Below are 18,590 nucleotides of genomic sequence, written 5' to 3'. Positions count from 1 at the left end.
CCGGGCGAGGGCGCCGAGTGCGAAGGCCGCCCCGCGCCGGACCGTCCTGCTGTCATTCGCGCCCATGCTTCTCGGCGACGGGCGCGGCCGGTCGCGGGGGCCGGAGGAGAAGAGTGCCCGCGCGGAGCGCGGCGGTGAAGGCCGACCAGGCGACCAGCGCCACGAGGTCGCCGTCGTCCGCCCCGCTCTCCCGCACCGGGGTGACGACGGACTCGTCCACCCGGTACGAGGCGCACGCGGTGAGCAGGGCGAGTCGGCCGACAGCGCGGTCACCCCTCGGCAGTGCCGTCACCGCGGTGTCGAGCCAGCCGAGGCCGAGCCCCTTGTGGCCACCGTCCCAGCCGGCCAACTCGGCTTCGACGAGCGCGCGGACGGCGGCCGGGACCACGCGATCGGCCGCGGCCGAGACGGCCGCCGCGGCGCGGGCGAACGCGCCGGCGACCGTGGGTGTGCCCTGGGCCCACCCGAGGACGGCCGGGAGCGGAGCGGCCGGCAGCAGGTCGAGGGAGCGGCCCGGCTCCCGGTGTGCCCGGGCGCTCTCGCTCAGTGCCCGGGCGAAGAGCCGGGAGGCGGTGCGCCGGGCAGCCGAAGGGAGCCGGGCCGGGAGCGGTGACGGGCCGAGGAACACGTTCACCATGCGGTTGAGGTAATGGAAGGTCACGGCCACACCGAGGGCCTCGGGCAGTTGGCGCGTGGCGGGCGGCGGGGCGGGCCGCCCGCCCCGTGAACCCTCGGCCCAGGCGGCGAGCCTTCGCAGCTCGCCGTCCCGTACGCCCGGATCGGCGCCGCCGGCGGGCGCGGCGGCACCGGCCCCGGGCACCACGCCGTTCAAGGCTGCCCCCGGCACCAGGCCGTTCAGCGTCGTCCCGTGCACATGGACGCAGTACGGGCAGGAGTTGGCGTGCGAGACCGCGGTGGCGATGGCCTCCTTACGGGCGCGCTCCAGCTCTCCGGTGGCGACGAGCGTCTCGCGGAGCACCATCCACGCGGCGGCCAGCAGAGGTGGTTCCGGGGCGTGCAGCGCGACGGGGGGAGCGAGCACGCCGAAATCTCGCTCGATCTCCTCGTAGACGGCCGCGACCAGACCGGTCGCGGCGGCCGGCGGGACGCTCCGGACGTGTCGCACGTGCAGGAGTGACCGCCGCGTGGCCGGACGGACGAGCGAGTACGGCATCGTTCCTCCCCCTACCTTTCCAGGTCTCGCCGCTGTGGGGACCAGGGCGCGTCTTTCGGGCCTGCCGGGCTCGCGTGCCCGCGGTGACACCAGCCGCTGCCGCGGCGGGCCCCTTTCCTGATCCGGCCTGGTCCCGAGGACACGCCCTAGTCGCGTGTGAGGTACGGAAGCTGCGTCCGGACGCCGCGTCGGCCGGCGCTGCCGCCGTCCGGCGCCGGCGCGCCGTAGGTGACGTCGACGCCCCGGTCACGGGCCGCCTGGACGATCCCGGGCATGGCGCGTTCGGCGAGCGCGGAGATGGTGAGCGCCGGATTGACCGTGAGCGCGCCCGGAACCGCCGAGCCGTCCGTCACGAAGATGCCGGGGTGGCCGCGCAGCTCGTGCCGGTCGTCGAGGGCGGAGGTGTGGGGGTCGTCGCCGATGCGGCACGAGGCGAGCGGGTGGACCGTGTAGGCACCCACCACGTCATTGGTCCAGGGCATCACCCGGGCCAGTCCGTCGCGTTCCAGGATGTCCTTGACGACCTGGTCCGACTCGGCCCAGCCCCGGAGGGTGTTGGCGGTCGGCCGGTACTGGATCGGGCCCCGGCCGAGCATCTGCTGCGAGATCCGGACGGCGTTCCCGGTGGGTGGCGGCGGGCCGAAGACGCCCTCGTTGTCGTCCTCCACCATCGTGAAGATCGTCAGCCAGGAGCGCCACTGCCGGACCAGCTCGGTCTTCTCCACGCCGAACCAGGTGGGGCCCTGGGATTCGGGCACCTGGGCGAGGATGGTGCCGAAGCCGGGCGGGAAGTAGAGCTGCTCCAGGGAGAACCGGGAGTGCTCGGGCAGCCGGCCGTCGAGATTGTCCCAGCTCGCCACGACCGGGCCCTTGCCGATCTGGTTGGCGAGGTAGGCCGTGCCGTCGCCGCGGTCGAGGCCGAGGAGATCGCGGGCGCGGTCCTCGTCGACGACGGCGGTGTTGAGGCGCTCGCCGTTGCCGGAGAAGTAGCGGCCGACGGCGTGCGGCATGGCGCCGAGGTCGGCGGCGGAGCGTTGCAGGATGACGGGGGTGGCGCCGGCTCCGGCGGCGAGGATGACGATCTTGGCATCGATGACGCCGCTGCCGGTGTGCACCCGGTAGTCGGTGTCGTCGATGACGTTGTAGTGCACCCGGTAGCCGCCGTCGTCGGTGCGGGTGAGCTTCTGCACCTCGTGGAGTGGCCGGATCTCGGCGCCGTGGGCCAGCGCGGCGGGCAGGTAGTTCAACAGCAGCGATCGCTTCGCGTCGAACCGGCAACCGGCCATCATCCAGTTGCAGTTGGTGCACTTCGCGGTGTCGACGGCGGTGGGAACGGGGTTTGCCGTACGCCCCGCGTGGTCGCAGGCGGCGGCGAACAGGCCACCGGCATAGGTGACGTCCTGCCAGCTCTGGGTAGTGACCGGAAGTGCCTCGCTGACCATGTCGTACCAGGGGTCGAGCGTGTCGCGGTTGATCGAGGCGGGCCACATGCGGCGGCCGATGCTGCCGGTGCGGTCGAAGACGAACCGCGGCGCACGGGGCATCGCCGCGAAGTAGACGACGCTGCCGCCGCCGACGCAGTTGCCGCCGAGCAGACTCATGCCGTCGCCGACGACGAAGTCGAAGATGCGGGTGTAGGAGGAGCCGAGGAGGAAGTCGTGTTCGAAGTCCTGGGATTCCAGCCAGGGCCCCCGCTCCAGAACGGTGACCTTCGCTCCGCCCGCCGCGAGGTGGTACGCGGCGATGGCGCCGCCGAAGCCGCTGCCCACGACGAGTACGTCGGTCCGTCCGGAGCCGCTCATGCCAGGCTCCCGGAGGGCGCGGTGTCGGGGTGGAGGCGGGCGAGCGGACGACCGTAGGAGAAGTCGGGGAAGCGCCACAGCCCGTCGGGGTCCGGGGCGGTGAAGCCCATGGCGGCCAGCCCCGGGTGCCCGGCGGCCATCGCCTCGGCGGTGTGCAGGTGGGCGGCGGTGTCGAAGGCCATGTTGCTGAACAGGGCGAGGAGGACCCAGAGGTCGCGCTCGGGATGGCCGTGTGCCGTCAGCACGGTCACCAGGCCGGTGCGTTCGGCGAAGGGCAGGGCGACGAAGGGGGGCACCGCGGGATCGAGTGCGATCGCGCGCTCGGCGGCATGGGCCTGGGCGTGGGCGTTCAGGGCGCGGACGAGCTCGTCCAGGGACTCCGTCAGCCCGGTCGCGGGATTCTGGAGCAACTGGAGGGCGCCGGCCGCCACGGCGCCCGGTCCGGAGGTGGCGCCGGCGACCGCATGGTCGTCCGGATTTCGCTTCTCACCCGGGACTATGGTGTCGGCAAAGGCTTCCAGTGTGCTAATTGTGTCCGGTTTCGGGCTTGGTTGATCCAGTCTCATCGCTGCACCTTTTCGGCCGGTGGGACGTGAAAGCATCGCTGGATTGGCACACGTGAATCCATCAGGTGTTCCGCTGCTGTCGATCGTCCACCGTCAGGGCGGCTGCGGCATCTCTGTCATTGCTGTCGGCGACTACCGGACAGAGTGGCGGTATATTCCCCGCGCATGTACCGGTCAAACATTGAGGGCCTCCTTGTTTGAATCGTAAGCCAACGCTAATAATGACGTTCGGCCGAGCAACTTCCGCTTGAGTGTGGTTGGTGCAAGTGCCACCGGCCCATGTCATGTCTACCGGCTTTTCGTCTCGACTTCGGAGGAAGAATGGCTAGTAATGGGCGTGCGATAACAGGGATCGAGAAGGCGGTGGAGCGGTCGATCGAGGACATGAAAAGTAGGCTCTCCGAGCCCCTGAGCATTGATGACATGGCACGTTTCGCCATGTACAGCAAGTTCCACTTCTCTCGCGAGTTCCAGCGGATCACAGGCATCTCGCCCAGGCGTTTTCTCTCCGCCCTGCGGATACAGGAGGCCAAGCGGCTCCTGCTGACCACGGGCATGACCGTGACGGAGATCAGCTCCACAGTCGGTTACAGCAGCGTCGGCACATTCAGTTCGCGCTTTGCGAGCAGCGTAGGGCTGCCGCCTTCGATGTACCGCAAATTAGGTGGGTTCGTTCGCAAGGTGAACGCCGAGGAAAAGAGCGGGGTTGGCGGCTCGGTATGCGGCTCGGCGAGCGCCCCGGTGGGTGCCGATCCGGGCCTCATATATCTCGGTCTGTTTCCTACCAGAGTTCCCGAGGGGAAACCCGTGAGCTGTACCGTGTTACATCGCCCGGGACGCTTCGAAATGCGGGACGTGCCCATGGGTTCATGGTATTTACTGGGGCACTCGGTGCCGGCGGCGGCGCATGAGGCGCTGACCGACGACCAGGCGGTTCACGTCGGTTCTGTCGGCCCCCTGGAAATCCGCCACCGGGCGGTCCGTGACATCGACTTCCGGCTGCGGGAAGTGAGCGTTCTCGACCCGCCGGTGCTGATGGCGCTCCAGCAGGTGCGGACGGCCACCTTCACGGCCCAGCTGGTGAAGGCGGCGGGGTGACCGGCCCGGTGCGATGGGAGGGGTCCCATCGCACCATACGGTCCATCACCCCACCGTACGGACCGTCACCACCAGCCCGCCGCGCACCCCGAGCGACAGCATCGGCTCCGGGGCCACCCGAAGGCCGGCCACCTTCTCCAGGCGAAGCTCCCGGCACAGCAGCGCCACGGTGAACACGGCCTCCATCAGGCCCAGGCTGCTGCCGACGCACACCCGAGGGCCTGCCCCGAACGGGATGTGGGCGTACCGCGGGCGGTCGCCCCGCTCGCCGGGCGAGAACCGCTCGGGCCTGAATTGCCCCGGGGCCTCCCAGAAGTCCGGGTGCCGGTGAAGCGTGTAGGGGCAGATCAGGACGTCCGCCCCGGCCGGGACGCGGTAACCGCCGATCTCGTCGGCGGCCTGCGCCTGCCGAGGCAGGATCCACACCGGCGGATACAGCCGCATGGCCTCCTCGACCACCGTGGCCGTGTAGCTCAGGCGGCGCAGATCCTCGTAGCGGGGGAGCCGGTCGCCCAGTACCTCCACAGCCTCCTCGCGCACCCTGTCCCAGACCTCCGGGTGACGGTCCATCAGATAGCAGGTCCAGCCGAGGGTGGAGGCGGTGGTCTCGTGGCCGGCCAGCAGCAGGGTGATCAGCTCGTCCCGCAGCCGCCGGTCGCCGCTCCGCGGGTCGCGCTCCCCCCGCACGGACGCGATCAACCGCGAGAGGGCGTCGTCCCCCTGCCCGATCCCGCCGCGTGCGACGCGCTGCGCGGCCAACTGCTCGACCACCCGCTGCAGACGGACGCGGGCCCGCCGGAAACGCATCTGGTGGGGCAGCGGGATCCACATCGGCACCGCGCCCATGGTGATCATCTCGAACATGGCCTGCTCCTGGACGGCCTCGAACGCATGGCCGAGGTCGGTGAACCCGTCCAGGCCCGTGTCGAGCAGCGTGCGGCCCAGCACGCCCAGCGTCAGCCCCGTCAGTTCCCGCGTCAGGTTGACCGGTCCCCGCCCTTCGTACCCGCGCAACCGCTCGACCAGGGCCGCCGCCTCCTCGGCGACGGCGCTCGCCTGCTGGGCGATGCGCCGGTGCTGGAAGGCGGGCTGGATGACCTTGCGCTGCCGGTGCCAGAGCTCGCCCTCGCTGGTCAGGAGGCCGTCTCCGAGGGCGCGCCGGGCCTGGGCCAGGCCGACGCCCTTGTGGTAGTTGGGGGCGTTGTCCGCCAGAACGTGCTTGGCGTGGTCGGGGTGGTTGAAGAAGTACAGCGTCTTCGGTCCGAGGGAGAGCCGCACCGCGTCGCCGTAACCGGCGGCGGCCGTCATCATCCCCAGGCGGTCCCCGGCCAGCTGCCGCACCAGGGACGGCACGGCGCGCAGCGGCGGCGACGGGGGCACCCGCCGGACCTGGCGTATCGGGGCGATCACCGGCGCTCCGTCTGGGCCGCGATCCGCTCGGCGATGGCCTGCCGCCACAGTTCGTACGCCGGCAGCGAGCCCGTCCCGGTTTCCCGCGGCCGGACCTCTTGGGGGATGCGGGCCGCCTCCTCCGGCTCCAGCCCGCAGAGCACCCGGGTGGCCGTCGCGGTGTGCGGCACCAGCAGCCCGGCGCGCAGCCGGGCCTCCGCGGCGAAGGCGCTGCCCTGCGCCAGCGCGTCCCGATGGGGTCCCGCCTTCTCCCGCAGCACCATCAGCTCTGTCTCGTCGCCGCCGCCGGCGTACGTGGCCGCGAGGCCCGCGCCGCTGTAGAGGTCCGAGCGGCGGGTCTCGGGGAACGTCTCGATCGTGGTGGCGACGAGCCCGGGGTCGGTGCCGCACACGAACCACAGGGCACGGCCGATGCCCTGGTCGATCGCGCGACCGGTGTAGTCCGGGAAGTCGTGCGCGGGCCAGGGGAACCGCTCGTCCCGGTACTGCCGGTGCACGTACCGGTCGGTGCGGAAGTACGCCTGGTGGAAGCCGTACCCGTCCAGGACCAGCCAGCGCAGCAGGGGATCGAGGGCCTCGACGTCCGCCCACCGGAAACGCGGCAGCCGGCCCATGGCCCAGCCGATGCCGACGTACACCATGTAGATGTGCGCACCGCCGCGGCCGGCCAGCAGACGGCCGACGCCGTTCCTGCCGCCTCCCGGTAACCCGTCGAGCACGGCGTACGCCATGCCCGCGCCCTCGTAGGCGAAGCCGCGGAACCGCTCCGGGATCGCCTCCAGTCGCGCCTCGGCCTCTGCCGTGGTGCCGGCGGCCATGGCGTGGCCGTAACCCTCCAGGAACCGGCGACCTATGGTTTCCAGCAGTTGCTGGGCCTCGGGTGTCTTCTTGTGGAAGCCACGGGTATCCAGCAGGGTCTCGGTCACGCTCGGCGTCAGTAATCGGCGTCGCAGCCTGCCCATCGTGCTCGGCATGGAACTCCCCTTCTGTCGGCTTTCTCGTATGCGTACGCCGAGGTCCTATCGGCGGGTGGCCACCTCGGGACGGAAGTGGGCACGGATCGCGCGCCGCCAGTGCTCGTAGGCCGGGACCGGTCCCGAACCGCCTTCCGGGAGGGCGCTGTCGTCGGCGAGCGCCACGGCCGCCTCGACCGAAAGGCCGGTCAGCGCCCGTGTGGCGACGGCCGAGTGCTCCGGCACGTACCCGGCGAGGTCCCGGGCGCGGATCGCGAACACCGCTCCCTGGGCCAGCTCCGGAGCGTGCTGACCGGCCAGGCGCCGCAGCACGGCGAACGTGTCCGCCCCGCAGCCTCCGGCGAAGGCGGCGGCGAGCCCGGCTCCGCTCCACAGGTCCGGCTGCCGGTGCTCGGCGAAGGCACGGATGGCGGCGTCGACGCGCTCGGGCCGGGCGCCGTGGATGAACCACAGGGCACGGCCTATGCCCTGGTCCACGGCGCGCGGGAAATAGCCGGGCGCGCCCTGCCACGGATAACTCGCGGGAACCCGTTGCTCGTCCACCCAGCGGCGCGTGTGGAAATAGGCCAGGTCGAACCCGTAGCCGTCCACCGCGAGCCAGCTCATCACCGGGTGGAAGGGCTGCCCGGTGAGATCGGGCAGCACCTTCCTCCACATCACCCGCGGCAGGCGCGCCATGGCGAAGCCGATGCCGATGTAGGCGAGGAGGATGTGGGGGCGACCCGGACCGTTCAGCAGCTCCCGCGTGCGCCGGCCCCGGCCCATCACGTCCAGGACCGTGAGCGCCATGGTGGCGCCCTCGTAGCCGAAGCCGCGCTGTTCGGGGTCCAGGAGCTCCAGGCGATGCGCGATCTCCTGGATGCCGCGTGCCTCCATGGCCCACTCGAAGCCGCACACGACGGCGCGCGGCACGTCCTCCAGCCGGGAGGCGGGACTCCGCGCGGGCAGTGGCGCGAAGCCGCGCCGGGCGAACGACACTTCGGCCAGGTCGGGGGCCAGCAGCACCCGCCGGAGCGATCTGACAGTCCTCGCCACATTGCCCTCCACACACGACTCGACGGCCAGAACCATCATCGGAACCGGGGAAAGCCGGTGCTTCTTCGCGGTTGCGCCTGCGGGGACGCGGCGCGTCAACAGCACGGTCGGAGAAGTGGCCGGCCCCCGCCTCGCCCGAGACTGGGCCCCGCGACAAGCCGCCCGGAGAGAGGAACGAGGCATGACACAGCGCAGGGACGTGCTCAGCGATCTGGTGGAGGAGGGCAACGCCCTCGACTCCTTGCTCGCGGATGTCGACGAGGCCGAGTGGGCGCGGCCGACACCGGCCGAGGGATGGTCGGTCCGGCACCAGATCGCCCATCTGACCATGGTGTTCGGCCTGGCCGAGAAGGCGGCGGCGGATCCGGCGGGGTTCGATGAGCTCGTCGCCGGGATCGGGAACTTCGGCGAGGCCGTCGAGAACGGGCTGAAGCCGTATCTGCCCCTGGACGGCAAGCGGCTGATGGACGCCTGGCGGACGCAGCGGGCGGCGACCGACCGGGCGCTGCGGGGGGTGCCGCCGGGGCAGTTGGTGCCGTGGCTGGTCCGGCCGATCCCGGCGGGGGTGCTGGCGGCCGCGGGGATGATGGAGATGTTCGCCCACGGCCAGGACGTCGCCGATGCGCTCCAAGTCACTCACCGGCACACCGACCGGATCCGGCATGTCGCCGAATTCGCCGCTCTCACTTGGGAGTTCGGCTACCAGTCACATGGCCTGCCGGAGCCCCGGAAGGGGTTCCGCTTCGAGCTGACGGCACCGTCGGGCGAGGTGTGGACGCTCGGCGCTCTCGACGCGGAGCAGCGGATCACTGGCCCCGCCGTCGACTTCTGTCTGCTCGCCACCCGGCGCCGCCACCGCGACGATCTCGCGCTCACCGCGTCCGGGCCGGACGCCGACCAGTGGCTGGACATCGCGCAGGCCTACCGGGGCCCGGCCGGCCCCGGACGCAAGCCCGGGCAGTTCGCCGCGCTCGGGCGCTGACCGCGGCACGCACACCGGCGGGTCGGTGGCACTGGGACGCGGGCGCCACCGACCCGGCCCGTTCGGCCCGGTGTCGCCATCGCGGGACCAGTAGGAGCCCTCACACCGGAACGCGAGGCCGGTACGGCAGGGCGACCGGGATGCCGCAAGGCCTGGCCGGTCGCCGGTGCCCGGCCACCACGGGCCGGGGATGGGACGCCGGTCGTCGGTCGTCGGGCGCTTGGGTGACGGAAGGCCCAGCCATGGTGGGGGCTTCGCCGTCCTCCGGGCGCGCGGCTGGCGTACGGGCGTGCGCGCTGACGCGCTCATCGGCCGGCCGAGCCGGGCATCCGGGATTCGTAACGGACCGGCCTTCTGAGAACACGCGAAGAGTTCGCAGAGCATTCCGTCGCATCCCGATGGAACGTGGTAATTCCCATAACGCCAACAGGTCTTGGGCAGCTCATAGGGCCCGGCTGATCCGGAGAAAAACAGTGGTGATTCCCGGTGAACGCCGGGCTTTCTCACGATGGCCCGGCCGTGGCGCTTCTTCGAGCTTGCCGACTGCCCGGACGTGCGGTGTCTCGGCTAGCAAGCCGGGAGATGCCCGCCGCGCAATCATCCCGGATCGTATCTGTGGAATCGACTCTCGTGATTCGCACGCCGACCCTGACATCCACCAGAGAGGGGGGCACCGTGGCATATAGCCAGCGGACTCGCAGGCTCGTGCCGGGGCTGGTGACGGTTCTCATCGCGGCGTCACTGTTCTATGCGACCCGGGTATCAGTGGCCGCACCTGACGGCACAAAGGTGGCCGCCGCATACCGCTTCAAGGAACTGCCCATCGCCATGCCGCCGGGCTATGACCAGCTGCCCAAGCGCACCGTGCGTACCGTCAACCCGGCCTACGAGAAGATCCGTTCCTGGATCTCGTCGGTGGGCGCCAGCATCGCGATCAACGACGTCACCGGCAACGGCCGGGCCTCCGGCATGTGCATCGTCGACACCCGCACCGACCAGGTGACGGTGACGTACACACCCACGGCACGTCAGGCCGATCGGTTCACGCCGTTCCTCCTCGACGCCTCGCCGCTGCCCGTGGACAACACGATGGCGCCCACCGGCTGCACCTTCGGGGACTTCAACGCGGACGGGCGCATGGACATCCTGGTCAGCTACTGGGGCCGCACCCCGATCCTCTTCCTGGCCCGCTCCGACGCGCGTACGCCGTCGCCCCGCGCCTACGTGCCGCGCGAGCTCGTGCCCTCGCAGTCGCAGGACGGCCGGTACCACGGCCCGCGCTGGAACACCGATGCCGTGCACGTGAGCGACCTCGACGGCGACGGCCATCCGGACATCGTCATCGGCAACTACTTCCCCGACTCCGACGTCCTCGACCCCCACGGTCTGAAGAACGTGGTGATGAACGACTCGCTGTCCCGGTCGGAGAACGCCGGCGGCGACCACGTGCTGCGCTGGACGTCCGCCACCTCGGGTACCCGGCCGACTGCCACCTACATCAAAGAACCCAAGGCGATTCCGTACGGCGCCGCCACGGGCTGGACGCTGGCCGTCGCCGGCGCCGACCTGACCGGTGACGTCCTCCCGGAGCTGTACATCGCCAACGACTTCGGCCACGACCACCTGCTCTACAACCGTTCCCGTCCCGGCCACATCCGGTTCACCGAGGCCGTCGGGGAGCGCACCGCCACCACGCCCAAGTCGTTCGTGCTCGGCCAGGGCTCCTTCAAGGGCATGGGCGTCGACTTCGGCGACCTGGACCGCACCGGCCGTTTCGACATGGTCGTCAGCAACATCACCGCGGCATGGGGCCTGGAGGAGTCCAACTTCGTCTGGAAGAACCGTGCCGCCGACGAGGCGGAGATGGCCCGCGAACTCGGGGACGGCGTGGCGCCGTTCACCCAGGAGGCCCGGGAGTACGGCCTGGCGTGGACCGGCTGGAACTGGGACGTCAAGATGGGCGACTTCCTCAACTCCGGCAACCAGGACGTGGTCCAGACGGACGGCTTCGTCAAGGGGAAGACCGACCGCTGGCCGTGGCTCCAGGAGATGGCCATGGCCAACGACCTCCTGCTCGCCAATCCCGACATGTGGCCGAACGTGGAGCCCGGCGACGACATCGCCGGGGACGACAAGCTGGCGTTCTACGCCCGCACCGCTGACGGCACCTTCACCAACATCAGCGAGCGGCTCGGCCTCGCGGTGCCCATCCCCACCCGCGCCCTGGCCACCGGCGACACCACCGGCACCGGCGCACTGGACTTCGCCGTCGCCCGGCAGTGGGGCCCACCCGCCTTCTACGCCAACACCGCCCCGAAGCGGGGCAATCACCTCACCCTGACGCTGGTGCGTCCCTCGGTCGGGACGGCCGCGAAGGACTCCGGCGACGGTCTGGCCGCCCTCGGCAGCCCCGCCTACGGTGCCACCGTCCGTGCCACGACACCCGACGGCACGGAGATCGCACAGCTCGACGGCGGCGGCGGACACGGCGGATTCCGCAGCTTCGACGTCCGCTTCGGGCTCGGCGACTACGACGGACCGGTGACCCTGCACCTTCGGTGGCGCGACGCGGACGGCACGGTCCACGAGGCGGAGCGCCGTCTCAACCCCGGTTCCCACACTCTCATGCTCACCGGCGACGCGCAGGAGGTACCGAGCACATGACCGCGACGGTCACCCAACCCTCCACGGGGCAGGCACCGCAGCCCGGTGCACCGCGCCTCGCCGCCAAACCGGACGCGCGTTACCTCGCGCTGCGCAACTTCGCCATCTCCATCAGTGTGTTCAACATCTTGGGCTACACGCTGCTCGGCTTCGAGCAGCCCTGGCTCTGGCCGATCCTGGCGGTGCTCTGCGGATACACCACCGAGATCGTGCTCGAACTGATCAGCGCCTGGGCGTACAAGCGCGCCCCGCGCTTCCGCGGCAGGGGTGTGCGCGGGCTGTACGAGTTCCTGCTGCCCGCCCACATCACCTCGCTGGCCGTGTCGATGCTCACCTACGGCAACGACCTGTTCCTGCCGGTGCTGTTCGGCGTGGTCGTCGGCGTCGGCGGCAAGCACGTGTTCCAGGCGCCGATCGCCGGCCGGATGCGGCACTTCATGAACCCGTCGAACTTCGGCATCACCGTCTCGCTGCTCTGTTTCGGCACCTGGTTCAGCATTGCACCGCCGTACCAGTTCACGGAGAACGCCAACAATTTCTTCCGGGTCGCCATCCCGCTGATCATCGCCACCGCGGGCACCGTCATCAACGCCATCCTGACCAAGCGTGTGGCGCTGATCGTCGGATGGCTCGGCGGCTTCGTGATCCAGGGCGTGATCCGCCACTTCGTGTGGGACGTCGCGCTGTACTCGGCACTCGGCGTGATGAGCGGAGTGGCCTTCGTACTGTTCACCAACTACATGATCAGCGACCCGGGGACGACGCCGACCAAGGCTCGCAACCAGTTCATGTTCGGCGCGTCGGTCGCGATGGTCTACGGGGTACTGATGGTCTTCAACGTCGTCTACACACTGTTCTTCGCCACCTCGATCGTGTGCGCGCTGCGCGGCGCCGGCTGGTGGGTGGACCACCTGATGCGTCGCCGGCGGGAGCGGATCGCCGCCGCGTCGCCCGCGACCGCGGGCAGCGCCAAGGGACCCGAGGCGGTGGCGGCATGACCGCAGAGCCCTCGCGCATCGCCGTCGTCGGCATGGCCTGCCGCTATCCCGACGCCGAAACCCCCGAGCAGTTGTGGCAGAACGTCCTGGCCGGGCGGCGCGCCTTCCGCCGACTCCCGGACGAACGGATGCGCCACGAGGACTACTACTCGCCCGATCCCGCCGCCCCCGACCGCCACTACGCGCGCAAGGCGGCCGTCCTGGAGGGGTTCGAGTTCGACCGGGTCGAGCACCGCGTCGCCGGCAGCACCTTCCGTGCCACCGACATGACGCACTGGCTGGCCCTCGACACGGTCGCGCAGGCCCTGAGGGACGCGGGATTCCCCGAGGGTGGCGGCCTGCCTGCGGCCACCACCGGAGCCGTCCTGGGCAACAGCCTCACCGGTGAGTTCAGCCGAGCCAACCTGATGCGGCTGCGCTGGCCGTACGTACGCCGTACGGTCGGCGCTGCGCTGCGCGAACAGGGGTGGTCGGACGCGGAGCTGGCGCAATTCCTGACCGGTCTGGAGGAGCGGTACAAGCAGCCCTTCCCGCCGATCGACGAGGACAGTCTGGCCGGCGGCCTGGCCAACACCATCGCCGGACGCATCTGCAACCACTTCGACCTCGGCGGCGGCGGATTCACCGTCGACGGCGCCTGCTCCTCCTCGCTGCTGTCCGTCGCCACGGCGTGCAACGCGCTCGCCTCCGGGCAGTGGGACGTGGCCATCGCGGGCGGCGTGGACCTGAGCATCGACCCGTTCGAGGTGGTCGGCTTCGCCAAGACAGGAGCCCTGGCCACCGGTGAGATGCGCGTCTACGACCGTCGCTCGAACGGCTTCTGGCCCGGTGAGGGCTGTGGCGCCGTGGTGCTGATGCGCAACGAGGACGCCCTCGCGCAGGGACGTTTCCGCTATGCGGTCATCGCCGGCTGGGGCTGGTCCTCGGACGGCCGCGGCGGCATGACCCGCCCCGAGGCGAGCGGTCACCGCCTCGCCCTGGACCGGGCCTACCGCTCCGCCGGGTTCGGCCTGGAAACCGTCTCCTACCTGGAGGGCCACGGCACCGGCACCGCCGTCGGCGACGCCACCGAGCTGCGGGCCCTGTCCGAGGCCCGCCGGGCCGCCGACCCCGACGCGCCGCCCGCCGCCCTCGGCACCGTCAAGGGCAACCTCGGGCACACCAAGGCCGCGGCCGGGATCGCCGGACTCCTCAAGGCAGTGCTCGTGGTGCGCCACCAGATCATTCCCCCGGCCACCGGCCACCACGACCCGCACCCCGAACTCCTCGGGGAGCGCCCCGCGTTGCGGGTGCCAAGACAGGCCGAAGTGTGGCCCGAGGGCGCCCCGAGGCGGGCCGGGGTCTCCTCGATGGGCTTCGGCGGCATCAACGCGCACATCGTCGTCGAGCATGCCGACGGGGTGCGTCGCACCGCCCTGCCACGGTCCACCGCCCGCCTGGTCCGGTCCCGCCAGGACTGCGAGCTGCTCCTGGTCGACGCCGACGACACCGCCGCACTGCGCGGTCGGCTGGCCCGGCTCGCCGCCCTCGCCGGACGCCTGTCCTATGCCGAACTCGGCGACCTGGCCGCCTCGCTGGAGGCCGAACTGGCCGGCCGTACCATCCGTGCCGCCGTCGTGGCCTCCTCCCCGGAGCAGGCCGAGGAGCGTTTCACCGAGCTGCTGGCACGGGTCGACGGCGGCGCCCGCGCGGTCCTCGACCCGGCCGCCGGGCTGTTCCTCGGCCGCCGGACCGACGCCCTGCCCCGGATCGGTTTCCTCTTCCCCGGTCAGGGCGCGGGCCGCAGCGGCGAGGGCGGCGCGCTGCGGGCCCGTTTCGCCGCCGTGGACGAGCTGTACCGGGAACAGGGCCTCCCGGTCGGCGGCGATCAGGTGGCGACCGAGGTGGCCCAGCCCCGGATCGTCACGGCCTCGGTGGCCGGGCTCCGCGTGCTGGACGCGCTCGGCGTCACGGCCACGTCCGCCGCGGGCCACAGCCTCGGCGAGCTGACGGCCCTGCACTGGGCCGGCGCGATGGACGAGGCCGGGCTGCTGCGCACGGCGGCGGCGCGCGGCCGGGTGATGGCGGCGGCGAGCGACGGCGGGGGCGCGATGGCGAGCATCGCCGCGGCGCCGGCGTCGGTGGAACCGCTGCTCGACGGCGAGCCCGTGGTGATCGCCGGGTACAACGGTCCGCGCCAGACCGTGGTCTCCGGACCCGCCGACGCCGTCGCCCGGGTGAGCGCGCGGGCCGTCGCACAGGGCCTCGGAGCGCAGCGCATCAACGTCTCGCACGCCTTCCACTCGCCCGCGGTCGCCCCGGCGGGGCGCGCGTTCGCCAAGCACCTGGCGGAGGAGCGGTTCGAGCCGCTCGCCCGTCGGGTGGTCTCGACGGTCACGGGCGCGCCGCTCCCCCGGGACACCGACGTGGCGGAGCTGCTCACCCGTCAGGTCCTCGCCCCCGTGCGGTTCACGGAGGCGGTGAAGGACGTGGCGGCCGAAAGCGACCTGCTGCTGGAGCTCGGCCCGGGGCGTATCCTGAGCGGCCTCGCCGCCGAGACGGTGGACGTTCCGGTGATCGCCCTCGACACGGACAGCGTGTCCCTCGCCGGGCTTTTCCACGGTGTGGCGGCGGCATGGGTGCTCGGCGCCCCGGTGCGCCACAGTGAGCTGTTCCGGGACCGCTTCACCCGGCCGCTCCCGCTGGACAAGGAGTTCCGGTTCCTGGCGAATCCGTGCGAGTCGGCGCCGGACGGGCACCTGCCACTCGCGGCGGACGCGGGCGCCGACGCGGATGCCGTGCGGCTGGGACCGGCGGGGGAGTCCGCCGGCGCACCGCCGGCCCCCGCGAAGGACGGCGCGAGCAGCCTCGACGTCCTGATGCGGCTCGCCGCGGCCCGCGCCGAGCTGCCGCCCTCGGCCATCTCGCCGGACACCCGCCCGCTGGACGAGCTCCACCTCAGCTCCATCACGGTCGGCCAGATCATGAACGAAGCGGCCCGTGAGCTCGGCGTCGACGCCATTGCCACGACCTCGGCGTTCGCCACCTCCACCCTGGCCGAACTGGCCGCCTTGCTGGACGAGCTCTCCGGCACGGCCCTGGCGTCCGACGCGGACAGCACGATGGCGGTGGCCGGGGTGGCCCCGTGGGTCCGCGCGTTCTCGGTCGACCTCGTCGAGGCGGAGCCCGGGAAGGCGCTCGGGCAGGCGCTGTCCGCCGAGGGCGGCGGCAAGGACTGGGCCGTGTTCGCCTCCGACCGGCATCCACTCGCCGGGCCGCTCGCGGCGGCCCTCCGCGATGCCCTCGACGGAGGCGTGCTGCTCTGCCTGCCCGCCGACTGCGACGACGAGCACGCCGCGCTGATGCTCTCCGCCGCCCGCGCCGCCCTGCACCCCACCGCGCCCGCCGCCCGGTTCGTCGCCGTCGGCGATCGGCGCGGCGCCGCCGGGCTGGCCAAGACGCTCCACCTGGAGGCGCCCGCCACCGCCACCACCGTCGTCACCCTGCCGCTCAACAGCCTGCCGCCGCTCGATGAGCTGACGCGCCGTATCGTCGCCGATGTCGCGGCGACCAGCGGGTTCAGCGAGGTGCACTACGATGCCGCGGGCGTCCGCCGGGTCCCGGTGCTGCGGGCCCTGCCGCCCGACGTGGTCACCACGGGCACCGGCACCCCCGCCCGGCCCCCGCTGACCGCCACCGACGTCCTCCTGGTCACCGGCGGGGGCAAGGGCATCACCGCCGAGTGCGCCCTGTCCCTCGCCCGCGAGACCGGCTGTGCCATCGGCCTGCTCGGCCGCTCCGACCCCGAGACCGACCGCGAACTCGCCGCCAACCTCGGCCGCATGGCGGCCGCGGGCGTCCGCTTCCACTACTCCCGCGCCGACGTCACCTCGGCCGGCGACACCAAGGCCGCCGTCAACGACATACGTGACCGGCTCGGCCCCGTCACCGCCGTACTGCACGGGGCGGGACGCAATGAACCGCGCGCCCTCGCCGACCTCGACGAGGCATCGTTCCGCCGCACCCTGGCCGTCAAGATCGCCGGACTGGAGGCGGTCCTCGCCGCCGTCGACCCGGCCGACCTGCGGCTGGTGGTCGCGTTCGGCAGCATCATCGGCCGCGCCGGGCTGCGTGGTGAGGCCGACTACGCCACCGCCAACGACTGGCTGACGGAGCGTGTCACCCGGCTGCGCCAAGACCTCCCGGGCTGCCGGTGCATCGCGCTGGAGTGGTCGGTGTGGTCCGGCACCGGGATGGGGGAGCGGCTCGGAGTGCTCGAATCACTCCTCCGGGAGGGCATCGAGCCGATCCCGGCCGATGAGGGGGTCGCGATGCTCCGCCGGGTGCTGGCCGACCCGGACGTGCCCGACACCCTGGTCGTCATGGGCCGCGCCGGCGGGCTGCCGACCATCTCGCTGCAGGATCGCGAACTGCCGCTGCTCCGGTTCGTGGAGCGCGTACAGGCCCACTACCCCGGCGTCGAACTCGTCGCCGACTCGGAGCTGTCCGCCGCCACCGACCCCTACCTCGCCGACCACCTCCTGGACGGCACCCTGCTGCTCCCGGCGGTGCTCGGCATGGAGGCCATGGCCCAGGCCGCCGCGGCCCTCACCGGCCGCACGGGAAGCGACGCGGTGCCCGCCTTGGAGGACGCCGAGTTCCTGCGTCCGGTGGCGGTGCCCCCGGACGGCACCACCACCGTGCGGGTGGCCGTGCTGGCCACCGGCCCCGACACCGTCCGGGCGGTGATCCGCAGCAGCGAGACCGATTTCCGTGCCGACCACTTCCGCGCCGTCCTGCGCTACGGGCCGCACCCGGAGCTGCCGGAGGGGCGGACACCGCCCGAGGGCGTCGCCCCGTCGCTGGACCCGGCGCGGGACATGTACGGGCCGGTGCTCTTCCAGGGCGCCCGGTTCCAGCGCCTGACGGGCTACCGGCACCTCGCCGCCAAGGAGTGTGTCGCGGACATCTCCACGTCCGCCACCGCGCCCTGGTTCGCCGGCTTCCTGCCGTCCGACCTGGTGCTGGCCGACCCCGGCACCCGCGACGCTCTGATGCACTCCATCCAGGCGTGCGTGCCGGACGCGACACTGCTGCCCGTGGGGATCGAGCGGCTGCACCTCGCCGACCCCCTCGCGGCCGGCCGGACCGGCAGCGTCGTCCTGCACGCCGTCGAGCGCTCCCGGGACGGCGACACCTACGTCTACGACCTCGACGTCCGCGACGAGCACGGCGCGATCGTCGAGCGCTGGACGGGCCTGACGCTGCGTGCCGTCCGCAAGCTGGACGGCTCCGGTCCCTGGGAGCCGGCGCTGCTCGGCCCCTACCTGGAGCGCCGCGTCGAGGCGGTGCTGGCCGCGCCGGTGCGGATCGCCGTCCACCCGGACGGCGACGGCGCCGGCCACGCCCGGGACGCCCGCCGGGCCCGCACCGCCGACGCCCTCGGCCAGGCGCTCGGCCACCCGGTGACCCTCCGGCACCGTCCGGACGGGCGCCCCGAGGTGGACGGCGGCCCGTACGTCTCCGCCTCCCACGGCGCGGGGGTGACCCTCGCCGTGGCCGGGCAGCGGCCGGTCGCGTGCGATGTGCAGCGCGTCGCGGAGCGCGGTCCGGACGAGTGGGAGGGGCTGCTGGGCACCGGCGGGCTCACGCTGGCCCGGCTGATCGCGGCCGAGTACGGCGAGGACCTCTCGCTCGCGGCGGGCCGGGTGTGGGGCGCCACCGAGTGCCTGCGCAAGAGCGGCCGGGCGCACGTCGAACTGACGGTGGACGCCGCTCCGGGGGCGCCGGACCGGTGGGTGGTGCTGCGCTCCGGCGCGGCCCGGATCGCCACCGTCCCGGCCGTGCTGGGCGGCGCGCCCGAACCGGCGGTGTTCGCCCTGCTGGCAGAGAAGGAGGGGTGAGGGAC

General features: G+C 72.2%; 11 protein-coding genes. 5 read left to right on the top strand and 6 right to left on the bottom strand.

What is annotated here, in order from left to right; translation table 11 throughout:
* Positions 1 to 52 precede the first annotated feature (52 nt).
* The 3 genes from QWM81_RS01925 to QWM81_RS01915 form a co-directional block, all read right to left on the bottom strand.
* The gene (locus QWM81_RS01925; protein ID WP_290109623.1) at positions 53 to 1,126 is read right to left on the bottom strand and encodes a carboxymuconolactone decarboxylase family protein; all 1,074 of its coding nucleotides are present in this window, start codon (positions 1,124 to 1,126) and stop codon (positions 53 to 55) included.
* A 194-nt stretch (positions 1,127 to 1,320) separates the two neighbouring features.
* Complete coding sequence (locus tag QWM81_RS01920) at positions 1,321 to 2,976, bottom strand: FAD-dependent oxidoreductase (RefSeq protein WP_290109622.1); 1,656 nt, start codon at positions 2,974 to 2,976, stop codon at positions 1,321 to 1,323.
* Positions 2,973 to 3,542 carry a DUF5987 family protein gene (locus QWM81_RS01915; RefSeq protein ID WP_290109621.1) on the bottom strand — a complete coding sequence of 190 codons (570 nt, stop codon included), beginning with the start codon at positions 3,540 to 3,542 and terminating at the stop codon, positions 2,973 to 2,975. The genes QWM81_RS01920 and QWM81_RS01915 overlap by 4 nt, the downstream gene beginning before the upstream one ends.
* 384 nt (positions 3,543 to 3,926) lie before the next feature.
* On the opposite strand from QWM81_RS01915, the gene QWM81_RS01910 reads away from it, so the two are divergent.
* Entirely contained in the window at positions 3,927 to 4,640 is a 714-nt protein-coding gene (locus QWM81_RS01910; RefSeq protein ID WP_290109798.1) for a helix-turn-helix transcriptional regulator, read from the top strand.
* A gap of 45 nt (positions 4,641 to 4,685) precedes the next feature.
* On the opposite strand, the gene QWM81_RS01905 is transcribed toward QWM81_RS01910, so the two are convergent.
* From QWM81_RS01905 to QWM81_RS01895, 3 genes are all read right to left on the bottom strand, one after another.
* Positions 4,686 to 5,951 carry a cytochrome P450 gene (locus tag QWM81_RS01905; RefSeq protein WP_290109796.1) on the bottom strand — a complete coding sequence of 422 codons (1,266 nt, stop codon included), beginning with the start codon at positions 5,949 to 5,951 and terminating at the stop codon, positions 4,686 to 4,688.
* A 95-nt stretch (positions 5,952 to 6,046) separates the two neighbouring features.
* On the bottom strand, positions 6,047 to 7,024 hold the full coding sequence (locus tag QWM81_RS01900) for a DUF1702 family protein (RefSeq protein ID WP_290109620.1): 978 nt from the start codon (positions 7,022 to 7,024) through the stop codon (positions 6,047 to 6,049).
* Between the two features lie 45 nt (positions 7,025 to 7,069).
* On the bottom strand, positions 7,070 to 8,059 hold the full coding sequence (locus QWM81_RS01895; protein WP_290109619.1) for a DUF1702 family protein: 990 nt from the start codon (positions 8,057 to 8,059) through the stop codon (positions 7,070 to 7,072).
* 181 nt (positions 8,060 to 8,240) lie between these two features.
* Between QWM81_RS01895 and QWM81_RS01890 the strand changes: the two genes are divergently transcribed.
* From QWM81_RS01890 to QWM81_RS01875, 4 genes are all read left to right on the top strand, one after another.
* The gene (locus QWM81_RS01890; RefSeq protein ID WP_290109618.1) at positions 8,241 to 9,041 is read left to right on the top strand and encodes a TIGR03084 family metal-binding protein; all 801 of its coding nucleotides are present in this window, start codon (positions 8,241 to 8,243) and stop codon (positions 9,039 to 9,041) included.
* 717 nt (positions 9,042 to 9,758) lie between these two features.
* Positions 9,759 to 11,705, top strand: a complete 1,947-nt coding sequence (locus QWM81_RS01885) for a CRTAC1 family protein (RefSeq protein WP_290109795.1) — start codon at positions 9,759 to 9,761, stop codon at positions 11,703 to 11,705.
* Positions 11,702 to 12,703: a hypothetical protein gene (locus QWM81_RS01880; protein WP_290109617.1), complete on the top strand. Its 1,002-nt coding sequence runs from the start codon at positions 11,702 to 11,704 to the stop codon at positions 12,701 to 12,703. The genes QWM81_RS01885 and QWM81_RS01880 overlap by 4 nt, the downstream gene beginning before the upstream one ends.
* Complete coding sequence (locus QWM81_RS01875; RefSeq protein WP_290109616.1) at positions 12,700 to 18,585, top strand: type I polyketide synthase; 5,886 nt, start codon at positions 12,700 to 12,702, stop codon at positions 18,583 to 18,585. The genes QWM81_RS01880 and QWM81_RS01875 overlap by 4 nt, the downstream gene beginning before the upstream one ends.
* The last annotated feature ends 5 nt before the right edge of the window (positions 18,586 to 18,590 follow it).

The sequence above is a fragment of the Streptomyces ficellus genome (genome assembly GCF_030406405.1).
Taxonomy (GTDB): Bacteria; Actinomycetota; Actinomycetes; order Streptomycetales; family Streptomycetaceae; genus Streptomyces; species Streptomyces ficellus_B.
The sequence above is the reverse complement of the archived record's forward strand: the minus strand, read 5'-3'. Positions and strand labels throughout refer to the sequence as shown.